This is a genomic window from Amycolatopsis decaplanina DSM 44594 (genome assembly GCF_000342005.1).
GTDB lineage: Bacteria > Actinomycetota > Actinomycetes > Mycobacteriales > Pseudonocardiaceae > Amycolatopsis > Amycolatopsis decaplanina.
In genome coordinates, this window is record NZ_AOHO01000058.1 from 183,987 (window position 1) to 198,362 (window position 14,376).

Sequence of the window (14,376 nt, forward strand, 5' to 3'; positions counted from 1 at the left end):
CGGTACCGTAACGCCGTCGCACGCACCCTCCCGACGGTAGGTCGGCGCGCTTCCGCGGCCTTGCCCGATCGGGAAATCCTTCGAGCGTTTCTTCAGCGAGGGACCCGCTCGGCCGGCCACCGCACTTCGGCCACATCACCCGGTCGGGGCACCTTCAGAAAGAGGCTGAACACCGCCGGTTGTTTGCTCGACAGCTCCAGCCGGCCACCGTCGGCCTCGATGAGCGCGCGGGCGAGCGCCAGCCCGACGCCGGTCGACCCGCCGCCGGAGAATCCGCGTTCGAAGATGTGCGGCGCCAGTTCGTCCGGCACGCCCGATCCGGTGTCGGCGACCTCGATGACGACGGTGCCTTCCGTGTCGCCGCGCCGGGCGGCGAGCGTGACCGTTCCCGCGCCGTGGCGGAGCGCGTTGTCGAGCAGGACGCCGACGACCTCGCGCAAGCGGCCGGGCGTCGCCCTCGCCCTCAGCCCATCGGTGACGCGGATCCGCAGATGCCTTCCTTCGGCACGAAGCAGCTGTCGCCACTCTTCGGACACCTCGGGGAGCACTTCCGGCAGATTCACCGGTTCCGCGCTGACCTCGCGCGCCGCCCGCGCGGCGGCCAGCAACTCGTCGAGGGCCTCGGCGAGCCGGTCCGCCTGTTCCTGCGCGGCCTTCGCCTCGTCGACGACATCCTGGTCGGAGTGGACGGTGAGCGGTTCGAGCCGCAGCTGCAACGCGGTCAACCGGCTCCGCAGCTGGTGGGAGACGTCGCCGACGAGCTGGCGTTCTCGCTGGACGAGCTGCGCGAGCGCCGAACCGGACGCGTCGAGTGCTTCGGCGACCATGTCGAGTTCGCCGACGCCGTAGCGCTTGGGATCCGGCCGGAAGTCACCGCCACCGAGTTTGACCGCGCGATCCGCGACGTGTCTCAGCGGTTTCGCGAGCCTTCGCGCGGTCACCGTCGCGACCACCGTGCCGGTGCCCACCGACAGCACGACCAGCAGCACCACCAGCAGCGTCACCTGGGTCTGGCGGGTGCGCATCGGCCCGGCGGGCACGGCCAGCTCGACTTCGCCGTGCAACGCGATCGGCGCCCGCTCGGACACCACGTCGGTACCCGGGTCGGAGCCGTAGCGCTTCTCGATCTGCCCCTGCGCGCGGACGGTCAGCAAACCGCCCTGCGGGACGCCCACCCGGACCAGGTCGAGATTGATCGGCTGGCCGACGGCGATCTCGTTGTCCAGCGTCGCCGCGATCCCGCGGGCCGAGGATGCCAGGTTCTCGCGGTTGAGGTTCTCGACCAGCTGCCACGCGGTGATCCCCAGCGGGATGCCCAGCACCGCCGCGGTGACCGCGACGGCGAGCAGGATCGCCAGGAGGATGCGTCGTCGCATGCTATTCCGCGTTGAAGCGGAAGCCGACGCCGCGGACCGTGGCGATCCGCCGTTCGCCGTCGCCGTTCCCGCCGGGTTTGCCCGCCCGGCCCGCGGCTTCGTCGGCCGCGATGGCGAGCTTCCGTCTGAGCCACGACATGTGCATGTCGAGGGTCTTCGAGGTCTTCGATTCGAGGTCGTTCCACACCTCGGCGAGGATCTCGTCACGGCTGACCACCTGGCCCGCGCGGCTCATCAGCACCCGGAGCAGCTCGAACTCCTTGTTCGCCAGCTGCACCTCGTGCAGGTCCACGGTGACCATCCGGGCACCGAGGTCCATCCGCACTCCCCCGGCTTCGAGCACGTCGGGTGCCCGTCGGCGGAGCAGCGCCCGGATGCGGGCCAGCAGTTCGGCCAGCCGGAACGGCTTGGCGACGTAGTCGTCGGCGCCGGCGTCGAGCCCGACCACGAAATCGACCTCGTCCGTGCGCGCGGTGAGCATCAGCACGGGCACCTCGGTGCCGCTGGCGCGCAGGCGGCGGCACACTTCGAGCCCGTCCATGCCGGGCAGGCCGAGATCGAGGACCAGCAGATCCACCCGGTCGCCTTCGGTCGCGTCCAGAGCGGCGGGCCCGTCGCCGACGACACGCACGTCGTACCCCTCCCGCTGGAGTGCGCGGGAAAGCGGATCGGCGATGGCCGGGTCGTCCTCGGCGAGTAGCACCATGCTCACCTGGTCAACTCTACGACTGCCGGGCGTGAAACCATCGTGACCGTGCCTGGCTACGAGAATGATCTGGAACTCGCCACCCGGCTGGCCGACGCCGCCGACGCCATCACCACCGCCCGGTTCCGCGCGCTCGACCTGGCCGTGGAACGCAAACCCGACCGGACACCGGTCACCGACGCGGACACCGCCGTCGAGGACGCCATCCGCGCGATCCTCGCCACGGACCGCCCGGAAGACGCGGTGCTCGGCGAGGAGCGCGGCGGCACCGCCGCGACCGGCCGCGCCTGGGTGCTCGACCCGATCGACGGGACCAAGAACTTCCTGCGCGGCGTCCCTGTCTGGGCGACACTGATCGCGCTGGTCGAAGACGGCACGCCCGTGGTCGGCATGATCAGCGCGCCGCTGCTCGGCCGCCGCTGGTGGGCGGCCACCGGTGACGGTGCCTGGATGAGCGACTCCGCCGGAGAACGCCGTATCTCGGTGTCGAAGGTGGCCTCGCTCGAAGACGCGTATCTGTCCACAACGGACCTGAACTCGTGGGTGGAGTACCACTCACGCGAGAAGTACCTCGACCTCGTCAACGCGTGCTGGGAAAGCCGCGCTTTCGGCGATTTCTGGCACCACTGCCTGGTCGCCGAGGGCGCGCTCGACGTCACCGCGGAATGCATCGTGAACCCGTGGGACGTCGCCGCGGCCCAGGTGCTGATCACCGAAGCCGGTGGCCGGTTCAGCGACCTCGACGGCGAAGCGCGCTACGACAACGGCTCGGCGCTTTCGACGAACGGCCTGCTCCACGACGAGGCCTTGGCGATCCTGAAGCGCTGAGTCACTGCGCGCCGGGCAGCAGGCCGACGGCGCCGCGCGCGACCTGCGACCAGGCGAGACGTCCGAAGAGGTAGTGGCAGGCGACCTGTTCGCTGGTGAACCGCGCCCAGTCGTACCGGTTGCCCTGCTCCCGCCAGAAGACCTCCCAGGCGGGCTCGGCTCCCTCTTCCTCCGTGCGCATGAGGCACCAGGCGTTGTCCACCTCCGCGCCGACCGAGACCACTTCGGGCGGCACGCCCAGCGCTGCCAGCCACCGCAAGATCGTCCCCGTGTTCACCGAACCTCCCCCGTGACGTCCGCCAGGAAGCCCAGCGTGACGAGTTCATCGGCGCCCAGCACCGTGCGAAAGCGCACTCCGCCGCCCGGCTGCCCGAACCATCCGGCGGTCACCGAGCGCCAGACCGGCAACGGCCGGACGACGCGGTAACGCCGGTAGGCACCGGCCTGGTCCGGCGGCAACGAGCGCATGGGGAACAGGGTCGCGTCCTCGGCGAACACCCGGCCGTGCTGATCCCCGAAGCGGTCGAGATGAGTACCTGCCTCGAGCATCGTCGGCGTCGCCGGGTCGGCACCGTCCGGCCACAGATAGTCCGTTCCGGTCACGAAGCGCTCTCTCCAGTCCTCTTCGGACATTTCGCCCCACGGATGGTGTCCTCTGGTCAACGCCTGCGGCGGAACGGCGGCCGGAGTCGTCGGCGAGCGCCGGAAACCGCTGCTGACATGGGACAACGCGTCCAGGTCGTCGAGCACGTCCGCCTCGGGGTGGTCCTGCGGGCCGGAACCGCCGTCGGGCAGCGGCAGCTGACGCGCGGGTTTGCCCATCACGACCGGGAGGTGCCCGATCGGGAACATGTGCACGAGGAACAGCGCGATCACGCTCTCGCGTTCCGTCCGCAACGCCCCCATGGGTGGCGGGGCGGCGGGCCTCGGCGGGAAAGGCACCCGCAAGGGCGCCACCGAGGACGGCCACGGCGAAGGCGCGTACGGAGCGCGCACCCCGTGTGGTGGTGTCGGAGCGTCGTACTCGGCAGGCAGCCGGATCGGGCCCGTTCCGGCCTCGCTCGGATCGGTCACCGCACCTCCCCCAAGGAATCGGTTCCCACCGATGAACGGGGGAGGCAGCGGACAGGACGCGCTACGACCTTAGCGCCGGACGGCGTTCTCGTCGGCGGATACCCGAAAGCGCGGCGAACCTCAGCCGGCGAGCGCGTTGACCACCCGGGACGGAGCCGGCCTGCCCAGCTTCCCGGCCATCCACTTGCTCGTCGCCACCAGCGCGTCGAGGTCGACGCCGGTTTCGACGCCGAGACCGTCGAGCATCCACACGAGATCCTCGGTCGCGAGGTTTCCGGTGGCCGACTCGGCGTACGGGCAGCCGCCGAGCCCACCGGCGGAGGAGTCCACAGTGGACACGCCGCAGCGAAGGGCGGCCAGCGTGTTCGCGAGCGCCTGGCCGTAGGTGTCGTGGAAATGGACGGCCAGGGCGTCGACGTCGGAGAACTCCCCGATCAGCGCCTCGACCTGGCCCGCGGTGGCGACGCCGATGGTGTCCCCGAGCGAGAGCTGCGAGCAGCCCAGGTCCAGGAGCCGTTTACCCACTCCGGCGACCTGCGGGGCCGGGACGGCGCCCTCCCACGGGTCGCCGAAGCACATCGACACGTACCCGCGGACGTCGAGACCTTCGGCCCGCGCCCTCGTGACGACCGGCTCGAACATCGCGAACTGGTCGTCCACCGTCGAGTTGAGGTTCTTCTTGGCGAAGGTCTCGGTGGCGCTGGCGAAGATCGCGATATGCGAAACCCCGGCCTCCAGCGCCCTGTCCAGCCCGCGCTCGTTCGGGACGAGCACCGGGTACCGGACGCCCTCGCGCTTGTCGAGCCCGGCCAGGAGCTGCTCGGCGTCGGCCAGCTGCGGCACCCATTTCGGGCTCACGAAACTGGTCGCCTCGAGCGTGGTCAGCCCGGAATCGGCGAGTTTGCCCAGGAATTCGAGTTTGACCTCGACCGGGACGATCGACTTCTCGTTCTGGAGGCCGTCACGAGGCCCGACCTCCCAGATCGTCACCCGCTCCGGCAGCGCGGCGGCGGACGGGACGCGGTCGGGCAGCCCCAGCTCTCGCGTGCCCATCAGCGGCGCCGGTTTCCACGCGGCGGGTGTCCTTGCGGCGGCAGCGGTTCGGTCTGCTGCGGCGCACCAGCGGCGGGCGGCGCGTAGTCGTCGTACGGGTTGTCGTTGACTTCGCGGTAGATGACCGTGTGCACGCGCTCGACCTTGGGGATGTCGTCGAACTTCAGCGGTTCGTCCGAAGCGGACTCGATCACCAGCGTGCCGCAGCCGAACACGCGGTCCAGCAGCCCGTGCTCGAACTGGACGCTGTTGATCCGCGACATCGGGATGTCGATCCCGGTCCGCTTGAGCACACCCTCGCGGGCGATCAGCCTGTCCGTGGTGACGATGAAGTGCGTCGTGCGCCAGCGGACGAACGGCGCCAGGAAGAGCCACACGACGAGACCGAGCCCGACCGCGGCGATCGCGATCTCGGAGATCAGGTCCCACGGGGCCGTCGCGTCCTTCGCGATGACGGCCAGCCAAATCCCCACGCCGAGCGTGACGATCAGCGCGAGGAACGGGAAGATCAGCATCTTGAAATGCGGGTGACTGTGCACCACGACGTGCTCGTTCTCGCTGAGCAAATCGTCCGGATAGGCCACGACGGACGCTCCCAAAGTGTGTTCGGCGCTGGTGAGCTCACCGTACCGGCGAACGGTCCCGGCGGAAGAGGAGACGCCGGAAATCGAGACGCACGGATCAGGCCTTGGCGGGCCGTACGTGGACGACGTCTCCGGCGAACACCGTGTACCGCTCACCACCGGGAACGTCGACCTGGAGCTGGCCGGCGGGATCGATGTCGGCGGCGCGACCGGTCAACGACGAGCCGTCGGGCAGCTGGACCTCGACATCCTGGCCCAGCGTGGCGCAGTAACGCCGGTAGTCCCCGAGCAGACCGGCCTCGGCCAGCGACCCGCCGGCGAGCCGCCAGCGGCGTTCGAGTTCGTCGAACCCGGTGAGCAGCCGTGAGGCGATCTCGGCGCGATCGGTCTCGGTCGCCCCCTGCTCGGCCAGCGAGGTAGCGGCCAGGCCGCCGGGCCCGGCGGGGACGTTCTCGCCGAGCGGCAGCACGTTCAGGCCGATGCCGAGGATCACGGTGGTCTCGTCGCCGGCGACGGCCTCCGCGAGGATGCCCGCGCATTTGGCGCGGTCCGGGCCGGCCAGGACGTCGTTCGGCCACTTGAGGACGGCGTCGACACCCAGGCTCTCGGCGACCTCCCGGACCGCGAGGCCCGCGACCACGGAAAGTGAACCCAAATTGGCGAACGGCACGCCGCCCGGACGCAGCAGCACACTGACGTAGAGGCCCGATCCCTTCGGCGAGGACCAGTGCCGCGCGCGGCGGCCGACACCGGCCGTCTGCTCTTCGGCGATCAGCACTGTGCGGTCCTCGGCCCCCTTCGCGGCGGCTTCCCGCAGGTCAGCGTTGGTGGAACCGGTACTCGCCACGACCTGGATCGTGGCGTACCGGCCGGACAGCGCGGCGCTCAGACGCCCGGCGTCGAGCGCTCCCGTCTCACTCATTCGTCCAGAATATGAGAGTCCCCCTAACGTGCAAGGCGTTCGCTCGTTACCCAGAGGTGGTCTCCAATAACCTGGACGGCGTGACCGAGCCCGAGTCCGCCCCGAGCGCGTCCTCTGCCAGCCGGAAGAAGTCGTGGGCGCACGGCGTGGCGATGCGAAGCCTGGTCGCCCTCCCGCTGGTCGCGGGACTCGCGACGGCGGGCTGGCTGCTCGCGGGCGGCAACGATCCCGCACCGGCCGATGGGCGCCAGCCGGTGCCCGTTCCCGCCGCGAAGCAGGATCCGGCCACCGTCGGCGGCGGCGCGGGTCCGTCGGTCCTCGAAGTCAGCGCACCGGTCAAGGCGCAGGAGACACCGAAGGGCGCCCGGCCGCTCGAAGAGTGGGCCGACAAGCTCGCCGGGCCGCTCGACATCCCGGCGAAGTCGCTCATCGGCTACGCGAACGGCGAACTGGCGCTGCGCGGCGAGCAGCCGAACTGCCACCTGTCCTGGGTCACGCTGGCCGGGATCGGCGCGGCGAGCTCGAACCACGGGCGTGGCGGCGAAAACCCGCTCGGCCTGTCGGCACAGCAGTGGAAGAAGCACGGCGCGTCGATCCCCGGCATCGCGAAACCCGCGCTCGCCGACCCCGATTCCGCCTCGGTCGCAGCCGGCCGCGCCCTGTGCGCTTCCGGAGCCGACCTCGGCGGCGGCAACGGCTGGTGGAAGGCCATCGCCGGCTACCAGGGCGGGAAGGGCAACGACGCCGAACTGTTCCGCCAGCGCGTCCTGGGCAACGCCCAGCTGTACGCGACCCTGTCCCTCGACCCGGCGCGATCCGCCAGCCCCGCCGTGAAGGCGACCCGGTTCGCCCTCGGCCAGCTGGGCCTCCCGTACGTGTGGGGCGGCAACGGCCCCGAGGCGGGCGCAGCGGGCTTCGACTGCTCCGGGCTGACCAAGGCGTCCTACGACGAAGCCGGAGTCGCGCTCCCACGGACCGCGGACAGCCAGTTCCGGGCTCTGCCGCAGGTGCCCGGCGGTCAGGAACCGAAACTCGGCGACCTCGTCTTCTACGGGAACCCGGCGACGCGGATCCACCACGTCGGGCTGTACCTCGGGAACGGCCTGATGATCAACGCGCCCACCGAGGGGCAGGCGATCCAGATCCACACGTATCACTCGAAGGGCGACGACTACACGGGTGCCGGACGGCCCGCGGCCTGAGCCCTTGAGTGGCGTGGATGGTTCCAACGGACGGCTGTGACGCTCGAGCGTGGAGGATTCGGGACGTTCACCGGCCCGACCAGTCGCTGCTCAGCTCTGGCGGGGCCAGCACAGCCGATGGACGGCGGGCATCGGCATGTCCCGGGAGAACGGCCAGTCGATTCCCGGCCTGAGTCCGGCCAGCAGGCGGGACACGAAGGTCCCATGACTGCCCACCAGCACGACACCGCCGGCGTGCTGCTCCGCGAGCCGATCGACGGCGGCCATCGCCCTTGCCGTCAGCCGGCGCAGGCTCTCGCCGCCCGGACGTGCGAAATCCGGATCGGCCCAGCTGCGCTCGTAGTGCACGGCGTAGTCCGGTGTCGGCTCCAGGCCCGAGTCCCACTCGCGCAACTCCCAGTGCGTCGTGACCTCGAGCCCGGCTCTCCTGGCCGCCGGCGCGACCGTCGCGACCGCTCGCCGGTACGGACTCGACACGACCGCCGTCGGATTCATCGCGGCGAGCTCGCGCGCGAGCAGTTCCGCGGCCGCCACGCCCGCCGAGGTCAGCGGCCGCTCCGGGTCGTCGGGCTCCCCCGGCGAAGGCGGAACGGACTCGGCGTGCCGGACAAGGATGATGTCGCAGGTCATGAGCGATCGGACAACCACTCGAGCGCGGCTTCCCCCCGGCGGAGAACCGAGATGTGCCCGTCCTCGGGAAACGTGCGCGATTCGGCCGTGGCGCACTGCCGGGCCAGCCACTCGCCGTGCGCGAACGGCGCGATCCGGTCCTCGCCGCCGTGCAGGAGCAGGACCGGCGCCTTGACGTCGGACGGGTGAAAACCCCACAGCGCGACGTACGCGAGGTCGTCATCGATCAGCCCGTCGGGCCCGCCCTCGATCGCGGGACCGACGACCTCGAGGATCCACTTCCAGTCACCCGACAAGGCCGCGTGATCCGACGCGGTGAACATCTCGGCGTCGTATCCGGCCGATGCCTCGTACTCCTCCTTCGCTTCCCTTCCCGCCAAGGCGGCCGTCAGTGAGTCGACGCCCGCGGCGCCCATTCCGGCGAACCAGTCCAGCCCATCGGCGTCGTACGGGGCCATACTCGCGACGCCGACCATCGCCGAAACCCGTTCCGGCAGCAGAGCCGCGCAGGCGAACGCGTGCGGTCCGCCCCCGGAATGCCCGAAGACGGCGAACCGCTCGATCCCCAGGGCATCGGCGATCTTCTCGACGTCCGACGCCACCGACGCGACATCCCTCCCGGGCCGCCGCGACGAACCGCCGTAACCGGGCCGGTCGTAGGAGACCCACCTCAGCCCGAGCCGCTCGGCGGCCGGGAACAGCGGGACCGGCGGGGCGCCGATGTTCGGGGTCCCGTGGTGCCAGAAGACCACCGGACCGGACCCGCCCGTGTCGTAGGTGTGCAGTGCGGTCCCGTCCGCCAGGTCCACGTCGGACTCGTTCACCATGGATCGAGCGTACTGACGCGGACGACGAAAACCGGCGGCGTCGGGCACCCTGGACCTCATGTCGCGCTATCACGAGATCAAGCACCGGGTGGCCACGACCTTCCAGCGTCACGTCGGCAACCCGATCCTCGTCCGCCTGCCGAATCAGCCGATCCTGGAGACCACCGGCCGCAAGTCCGGGGTCCCCCGGCGGACGCCGATCGGTGGCCGCCGGGTGGGCCGCGAGTTCTGGATCGTCTCGGAGTTCGGCGAGAAGTCGCAGTACGTCCGCAACATCCAGGCCGATCCGCGGGTCCGGGTCCGGCTCAAGGGCCGGTGGCACACCGGCACGGCGCACCTGATTCCGGACGACGACCCCCGCGCCCGGCTGAAGGCCCTGCCCAGGTTCAACAGCGCCGCCGTGCGGGCGATCGGCACGAACCTCCTCACCATCCGGGTCGATCTCGACGACTGAACGTTTGCCTTGACGCCAAGGGCAAGGTTTACGCTCGGAACCATGCGGATCGGCGAACTCGCCGCGCGTACCGGAACCACCACCCGCGCGCTGCGTTTCTATGAGTCACAAGGGCTTCTCGACGCACGGCGCGCGTCGAACGGCTACCGGGAGTACGACGAGGACGACTACCGCCTGGTGAACGAGATCCTCACCCTGCAAGCGGTCGGGCTCAGTCTCGAAGACACCAGGCCGTTCGTCGAGTGTCTGCGCGCCGGGCACGAGACCGGCGACTCGTGCGCCGATTCGATCGAGGTCTACCAACGCAAACTCGCCGAGGTGGACGCCTGTCTGGCCAGGCTCAACGACGTCCGGGACAGCCTGCTGACCAAGCTCGCCGGCGCGCTGAAAACGCCACCGGGGCCGTGCGTCGTCGTGCCGCGAAACGAGGAGACCTGAATGTCCCTTTCCGTCGTCACTGATGAAACCTTCCAAAAGCTCGTCCTGGACCAGGACAAGCCCGTCCTGGTGGACTTCTGGGCGCAGTGGTGCCCGCCCTGCCACATGATCGCGCCGGTGCTCGCGGAGATCGCCGAGGAACGCGCCGGCTCGCTGCTCATCCGCAAGCTCAACTCCGACGAAAACCCGCTCACGGCCAGGAATTATCAGGTCATGTCGCTGCCGACACTGATTCTCTTCCGTGATGGCGGTCCGGTGTGGACGACCGTCGGCGCCCGGCCGAAGGCCAAGCTGCTCGCCGACCTGGACGCCGTTCTGCGACCGGCCGGCGTCTGAGCACCCTTCCGTCCTCGTGAGTGGTAAGGACGGTTAGAACCGTCCTTACCACTCACGAGGACGTTAATTGTGTTGCGCGAGGGGTCGCTCGTTCGCATCCTTCTCGCATGACTTCGACCCTCGCCCTCCTGCCTCCGTCCTCCGTCGTCCGACGGGTGCGCGTGCAGCAGCAGGCCGGGTCATGGCGGAGGCCGACACCTGTCCGACCGTGAGCGTCGCGCTCGTCGCGGGCCTGCTCGCCGGGTATGGCATCGCCATTCCGGTCGGCGCGGTCGCGACCTATCTGGTGATACTGACAGCCAGGGCAGGACTCAAGATCGGTGCGTACGCCGCGCTGGGCGTCGCCACGGCCGACGGGCTTTACGCCCTGGTCGCGGTCCTCGGTGGCGGCAGGCTCATCCCGGTCATCGAGCCGATCGCCGTACCGCTGCGCTGGGTTTCGGTGGTGGTACTGCTCGGGCTGGCCGTCCACATCGGATTCACAGGAGTCCGGAACTTCCGCGACTCCGCGAAAACCGAGGTGACCGACCCGGTCGCGATCGGACCGGTGAAGGCCTACGTGAGCCTGCTCGGGATCACCCTGCTGAACCCGACGACGGTGGTGTACTTCGCGGCGCTCGCGCTCGGCAGCGAGGACATGGCCGCGGCGAGCGGAGCGGAACACGTCGTCTTCGTGCTCGCGGCGTTCGCGGCCTCGGCCAGCTGGCAATTGTTCCTCGCGGGCGGCGGCGCCGTGCTCGGCAGGGCGTTGACCGGACGCCGTGGACGCCTGGTGACCGCGCTGGCGTCCAGTGTGCTCATCACCGTGCTCGGCCTGCGCCTGCTCTGGTGACGGAAACGGCCTGGAATCGAGGACCGTGACTGTCCGCATGGGTTGCGAAGCTGCCCTCATGACCGAAACCCAGGAACGTCCCGCCTCCCTCCACTCCTACCTCGCCTACAGCGACGCCCCGAAGGCGCTTCGCTGGCTTGAACGCGCCTTCGGCTTCGAGACCGTCATGGAGTTCCCCGACGACAAGGGGCTGATCCAGCATGCCGAACTGCGGCTCGGCGGCGCCTCCATCACCGTGTTCAGCGCGGAAGAGGACTACGACCGCCCGGCACGCAAGGGCGAAACCGTCGGCCATGGTCTGTACGTGAGCCTTCCGACGCAGGAAGCCGTGGACGCCGTCTTCGCGTCCGCCCTCGAAGCCGGCGCGACGCCGCTCTGGGAACCGGCGAACACCGAATGGGGTAACTATCGTTGCCGCGTCGACGATCTCGAAGGCTACGAATGGACTTTTGGCACGCACGTCCCCGGGGTGCCGCAGACCGACTGGAGCCATTGATGGGGCTCGTGAGTGGTAAGGACGGTTCTAACCGTCCTTACCACTCACGAGGCTCGTCACCAGGACACGCCACGTTCGCCCCGCTCCTCAATGAAGCAACCGCGCGAACCACTCACGGGAGCGGCGGAGCAGATCCAGCTGGTATTCCCGTCCGTGGATCCGATGTCCTTCGCCGGGATAGACGACGAGGTCGTGTTCGACGCCGAAATGGCGTAGCGCGCGGTGGAAGAATTCCGCCTGGGACAACGGGACGTTCGTGTCGTCCGCACCGTGCACGATCAGCACGGGAGTCTCGATCTTCGACGCGTGGGAGATCGGGCTCAGCCGATCGTGCCGGTGCGGACCTTCCCCTTCCCAGCCGGTGCTTCCGCCGAGCACGGCATCGTAAGGACCGAATTCGCCGGTCGCGGCGAGCATCCCCCAGTCGCAGATTCCGGCCACCATCAGGGCCGCCTTGAACCGGCCGGTCTGCCCGACCGCCCAGGCCGTCATGAAACCGCCGTGACTCCCGCCCACGATCCCCAGCCGGTCCGGATCGGCGACCCCTTCGGCGACGAGGAGGTCGATCCCGGTTTCGATGTCCCTCCATTCTTCGAGGCCGACACGTCCGGCGACCGAAGCGGCGAACTCGTGGCCATGGCCTTGTCCCCCACGGGGATTCGGCAGGAAGACGGCGTGCCCCGCCGACGCCAGCCACTGCGCGGACGGGAACCAGCCGAGGCGGAACCCGTCCGCGTACCGGTCGTACGGTCCGCCGTGCGGGATCGTGATCAGGGAGAAAGGTCCGTCGTCCCGCGTCTTTCCCGGCGGAAGGACGAGCAAGCCGTCCAGGGCGAGACCGTCGAAAGCCTTGTAGGCCAAACGTTCCTGCGACCCCCACTCGATTCCGTCGAATTCCGGTGCCATGTCGCTGATCCGCGTCAAAGCTCCGCCCGAAGGTCCACTGTGGACATTCTTCGGATGGTGGGCGGTGCTCAGAACGATGGCCACGATCTCGCCGTTCGAGGCGATCGCGTCCGCTTGACCGCGCCAGAACGACACTTCACCGGACCCGAGCCGATGAAGGGCGGTGTCGAGCCCGTCGGCGACGAGCATCAGCGGAGGGCCGGACTCGACCTGCACGAGCCTGAGCGGACAGGCCGATTCCGGTGTCAGGTTCCGATGCTCCCCCGTTTCCGCGGGAACATCGAAGACCCCCCCGGCCACCCACCCTCCCCAGGGTCGCGAGATACGCGATGTGCCAGCTGTCGCCATCCCGCCACCAGACCGGGCTCGTGACCTCGAACGAGGTCTTCCCGAGATCTCGCCGTTCCCCGGTTTCCAGGTCCAGCAGGGAAAGCCGGGGTTCGAGCCCGCCGGGATCGAGTTCGGGCGTCGGCCAGGTGAGTACGGCGAGCGCCTTGCCGTCCTGACGACCGGCGACCTCGACCACGTGGTCTTCGATCAGTGTGGTGATCTCACCGGTCTTCGGGTCGAAGCTCCGCAGCCGCGCCGGGCGAAGGCTTTCGCTCCAGACCCAGATGTCCGCGACCGGCGTCTCGTCCTCTGCGATGAACACGATCCGGTCGCGCATCGGGACGAACCCGGTGATTTCGCTCTCCCAGGCGAACAGCGGTCCGTCCACCGTGTGGACCTGGCCGTCCCGCAGGAAGTAGAGGGAGTCCGACAACCACTTCGGCGAGGTGCCCTCGGCCAGCTTCCGGGGCTCTCCGCCGCTGTCCGCGAGCCAGATTTCGGGGACGCCTTTGGTGACGGTCTCGACCTGGTAAGCGATCCGGAGTCCGTCCGGGGACAGCGCGGGTTCCGACGGGACATGGTGGTCGACGATCAGCTCAGCGGTCAGCATGTGTTCATACTGCAGAAAAAACTTCCCCAGGTCGTCGAGCCAGTTTCCCGTGCCTTGTTCGCGCCAGCTCGGTTCTTCGTGGCCGTCGAGGAAAGTGCCCTGTTCGATCAGCGTCAGCCGGGTGCCGTCGCCTTCGGCCTCGAACAGGACCGTCGTGACCGACACGGTCGCCAGGACGTCGTCCGCGGAGAGCGTCCCCGCGTAGACGATCCGCTCGTTTTCCGCGATGTCCTCGTAGCGCGCGTCGAAAACCATCCGCTTGCCGCCGGCGGGGCCGCTGATGGTCTCGCGGCCGCCGACGCGGAAGTCCAGGGAATGCCCGCCCCCGGGCACGGTGATCCAGCCGGCTTTCGCGGCGGGATCCGCCCAAGCCGCGAAAACGCGGTCCGGCGGCACGGGGTAGACGCGCTCGAGGGTGAAAGTGGCGTGTTTGACGGTCATGACCTGTTCCCTTCGTCGGAGTCCAGAAAGCCCCCAAGGCGATCGAGCCGATGTTCCCAGCCGGTGCGCTGTCCGCCGAGCCACTCCTCGGCCAGCCGCAGACCGTCCGGTTCGAGGTGGCAGGTGCGGACGCGCCCCGCCTTCTCCGACCGGACGAGCCCGCTCGCCTCCAACACTTGGAGGTGCTGCATCACGGCGGGCAGCGACATCGACAACGGCTGCGCGAGCTCCCCCACCGAGGCGGGTCCCCGGGTGAGGCGCTCGATCATTTCGCGACGCGTCCCGTCGGACAGCGCCTTGAACACCTGGTCCATCCGTTGGTTAGGCACAT

Annotated in this window: 19 protein-coding genes; 7 read left to right on the top strand and 12 right to left on the bottom strand. The window is 69.4% G+C overall.

What is annotated here, in order from left to right:
* Positions 1–92: 92 nt before the first annotated feature.
* Both H074_RS20190 and H074_RS20195 read right to left on the bottom strand, forming a co-directional pair.
* The gene (locus H074_RS20190) at positions 93–1,376 is read right to left on the bottom strand and encodes an ATP-binding protein (RefSeq protein ID WP_007031907.1); all 1,284 of its coding nucleotides are present in this window, start codon (positions 1,374–1,376) and stop codon (positions 93–95) included.
* Between the two features lies 1 nt (position 1,377).
* Positions 1,378–2,082 (bottom strand): response regulator transcription factor, encoded by a 705-nt coding sequence (locus tag H074_RS20195; RefSeq protein WP_007031908.1) that lies wholly within the window; start codon positions 2,080–2,082, stop codon positions 1,378–1,380.
* Between the two features lie 42 nt (positions 2,083–2,124).
* On the opposite strand from H074_RS20195, the gene hisN reads away from it, so the two are divergent.
* Positions 2,125–2,910, top strand: coding sequence for a histidinol-phosphatase (gene hisN, locus H074_RS20200; protein WP_007031909.1), 786 nt, complete (start codon positions 2,125–2,127; stop codon positions 2,908–2,910).
* A gap of 1 nt (position 2,911) precedes the next feature.
* On the opposite strand, the gene H074_RS20205 is transcribed toward hisN, so the two are convergent.
* The 5 genes from H074_RS20205 to H074_RS20225 form a co-directional block, all read right to left on the bottom strand.
* Entirely contained in the window at positions 2,912–3,187 is a 276-nt protein-coding gene (locus H074_RS20205; protein ID WP_007031910.1) for a hypothetical protein, read from the bottom strand.
* A complete protein-coding gene (locus tag H074_RS20210; RefSeq protein WP_039922934.1) occupies positions 3,184–3,984 on the bottom strand; it encodes a TNT domain-containing protein in 801 nt (266 codons plus the stop codon). The genes H074_RS20205 and H074_RS20210 overlap by 4 nt, the downstream gene beginning before the upstream one ends.
* Before the next feature lie 120 nt (positions 3,985–4,104).
* Complete coding sequence (locus H074_RS20215) at positions 4,105–5,037, bottom strand: hydroxymethylglutaryl-CoA lyase (protein WP_007031912.1); 933 nt, start codon at positions 5,035–5,037, stop codon at positions 4,105–4,107.
* The gene (locus H074_RS20220) at positions 5,037–5,621 is read right to left on the bottom strand and encodes a PH domain-containing protein (protein ID WP_007031913.1); all 585 of its coding nucleotides are present in this window, start codon (positions 5,619–5,621) and stop codon (positions 5,037–5,039) included. Before H074_RS20220 ends, H074_RS20215 begins: the two co-directional genes overlap by 1 nt.
* Before the next feature lie 97 nt (positions 5,622–5,718).
* Complete coding sequence (locus H074_RS20225) at positions 5,719–6,543, bottom strand: biotin--[acetyl-CoA-carboxylase] ligase (RefSeq protein WP_007031914.1); 825 nt, start codon at positions 6,541–6,543, stop codon at positions 5,719–5,721.
* Between the two features lie 80 nt (positions 6,544–6,623).
* Here H074_RS20225 and H074_RS20230 point away from each other — a divergent pair, with 80 nt between their 5' ends.
* Positions 6,624–7,745, top strand: coding sequence for a C40 family peptidase (locus H074_RS20230; RefSeq protein ID WP_200865799.1), 1,122 nt, complete (start codon positions 6,624–6,626; stop codon positions 7,743–7,745).
* Positions 7,746–7,835: 90 nt separating this feature from the next.
* Here the strand turns inward: H074_RS20230 and H074_RS20235 are convergent, their stop codons facing one another.
* Positions 7,836–8,375, bottom strand: a complete 540-nt coding sequence (locus tag H074_RS20235) for a histidine phosphatase family protein (RefSeq protein ID WP_007031916.1) — start codon at positions 8,373–8,375, stop codon at positions 7,836–7,838.
* Complete coding sequence (locus H074_RS20240; RefSeq protein ID WP_007031917.1) at positions 8,372–9,202, bottom strand: alpha/beta fold hydrolase; 831 nt, start codon at positions 9,200–9,202, stop codon at positions 8,372–8,374. Before H074_RS20240 ends, H074_RS20235 begins: the two co-directional genes overlap by 4 nt.
* A gap of 58 nt (positions 9,203–9,260) precedes the next feature.
* On the opposite strand from H074_RS20240, the gene H074_RS20245 reads away from it, so the two are divergent.
* The 5 genes from H074_RS20245 to H074_RS20265 all read left to right on the top strand — a co-directional run bounded on the left by H074_RS20245 (position 9,261) and on the right by H074_RS20265 (position 11,758).
* Positions 9,261–9,656: a nitroreductase/quinone reductase family protein gene (locus tag H074_RS20245; protein WP_007031918.1), complete on the top strand. Its 396-nt coding sequence runs from the start codon at positions 9,261–9,263 to the stop codon at positions 9,654–9,656.
* Between the two features lie 42 nt (positions 9,657–9,698).
* Positions 9,699–10,094, top strand: a complete 396-nt coding sequence (locus H074_RS20250; RefSeq protein ID WP_007031919.1) for a MerR family transcriptional regulator — start codon at positions 9,699–9,701, stop codon at positions 10,092–10,094.
* Positions 10,095–10,430 (top strand): thioredoxin, encoded by a 336-nt coding sequence (gene trxA, locus H074_RS20255; protein ID WP_007031920.1) that lies wholly within the window; start codon positions 10,095–10,097, stop codon positions 10,428–10,430.
* A 181-nt stretch (positions 10,431–10,611) separates the two neighbouring features.
* Complete coding sequence (locus H074_RS20260) at positions 10,612–11,262, top strand: LysE/ArgO family amino acid transporter (protein WP_007031921.1); 651 nt, start codon at positions 10,612–10,614, stop codon at positions 11,260–11,262.
* A gap of 58 nt (positions 11,263–11,320) precedes the next feature.
* The gene (locus tag H074_RS20265) at positions 11,321–11,758 is read left to right on the top strand and encodes a VOC family protein (protein ID WP_007031922.1); all 438 of its coding nucleotides are present in this window, start codon (positions 11,321–11,323) and stop codon (positions 11,756–11,758) included.
* Between the two features lie 87 nt (positions 11,759–11,845).
* Here H074_RS20265 and H074_RS41615 read toward each other — a convergent pair whose 3' ends face one another.
* From H074_RS41615 to H074_RS20280, 3 genes are read right to left on the bottom strand one after another with little or no spacing between them, the layout of a single operon-like run.
* Entirely contained in the window at positions 11,846–12,880 is a 1,035-nt protein-coding gene (locus H074_RS41615; RefSeq protein WP_007031923.1) for an alpha/beta hydrolase family protein, read from the bottom strand.
* Positions 12,801–14,045, bottom strand: a complete 1,245-nt coding sequence (locus H074_RS41620) for an SRPBCC domain-containing protein (RefSeq protein ID WP_007031924.1) — start codon at positions 14,043–14,045, stop codon at positions 12,801–12,803. Before H074_RS41620 ends, H074_RS41615 begins: the two co-directional genes overlap by 80 nt.
* Positions 14,042–14,359, bottom strand: a complete 318-nt coding sequence (locus H074_RS20280) for an ArsR/SmtB family transcription factor (protein WP_007031925.1) — start codon at positions 14,357–14,359, stop codon at positions 14,042–14,044. The genes H074_RS41620 and H074_RS20280 overlap by 4 nt, the downstream gene beginning before the upstream one ends.
* Positions 14,360–14,376 lie beyond the last annotated feature (17 nt).

Bases quoted from the DNA above. Each gene is read 5' to 3' on its own strand.
- H074_RS20215 (WP_007031912.1), bottom strand. From the start codon at position 5,037: ATGGGCACGCGAGAGCTGGGGCTGCCCGACCGCGTCCCGTCCGCCGCC.
- H074_RS20245 (WP_007031918.1), top strand. From the start codon at position 9,261: ATGTCGCGCTATCACGAGATCAAGCACCGGGTGGCCACGACCTTCCAG.
- H074_RS41620 (WP_007031924.1), bottom strand. From the start codon at position 14,045: ATGACCGTCAAACACGCCACTTTCACCCTCGAGCGCGTCTACCCCGTG.
- H074_RS20190 (WP_007031907.1), bottom strand. From the start codon at position 1,376: ATGCGACGACGCATCCTCCTGGCGATCCTGCTCGCCGTCGCGGTCACC.
- H074_RS20225 (WP_007031914.1), bottom strand. From the start codon at position 6,543: ATGAGTGAGACGGGAGCGCTCGACGCCGGGCGTCTGAGCGCCGCGCTG.
- H074_RS20195 (WP_007031908.1), bottom strand. From the start codon at position 2,082: ATGGTGCTACTCGCCGAGGACGACCCGGCCATCGCCGATCCGCTTTCC.
- H074_RS20250 (WP_007031919.1), top strand. From the start codon at position 9,699: ATGCGGATCGGCGAACTCGCCGCGCGTACCGGAACCACCACCCGCGCG.
- H074_RS20235 (WP_007031916.1), bottom strand. From the start codon at position 8,375: ATGACCTGCGACATCATCCTTGTCCGGCACGCCGAGTCCGTTCCGCCT.
- H074_RS20280 (WP_007031925.1), bottom strand. From the start codon at position 14,359: ATGGACCAGGTGTTCAAGGCGCTGTCCGACGGGACGCGTCGCGAAATG.
- H074_RS20240 (WP_007031917.1), bottom strand. From the start codon at position 9,202: ATGGTGAACGAGTCCGACGTGGACCTGGCGGACGGGACCGCACTGCAC.
- trxA (WP_007031920.1), top strand. From the start codon at position 10,095: ATGTCCCTTTCCGTCGTCACTGATGAAACCTTCCAAAAGCTCGTCCTG.
- H074_RS20260 (WP_007031921.1), top strand. From the start codon at position 10,612: ATGGCGGAGGCCGACACCTGTCCGACCGTGAGCGTCGCGCTCGTCGCG.
- H074_RS20265 (WP_007031922.1), top strand. From the start codon at position 11,321: ATGACCGAAACCCAGGAACGTCCCGCCTCCCTCCACTCCTACCTCGCC.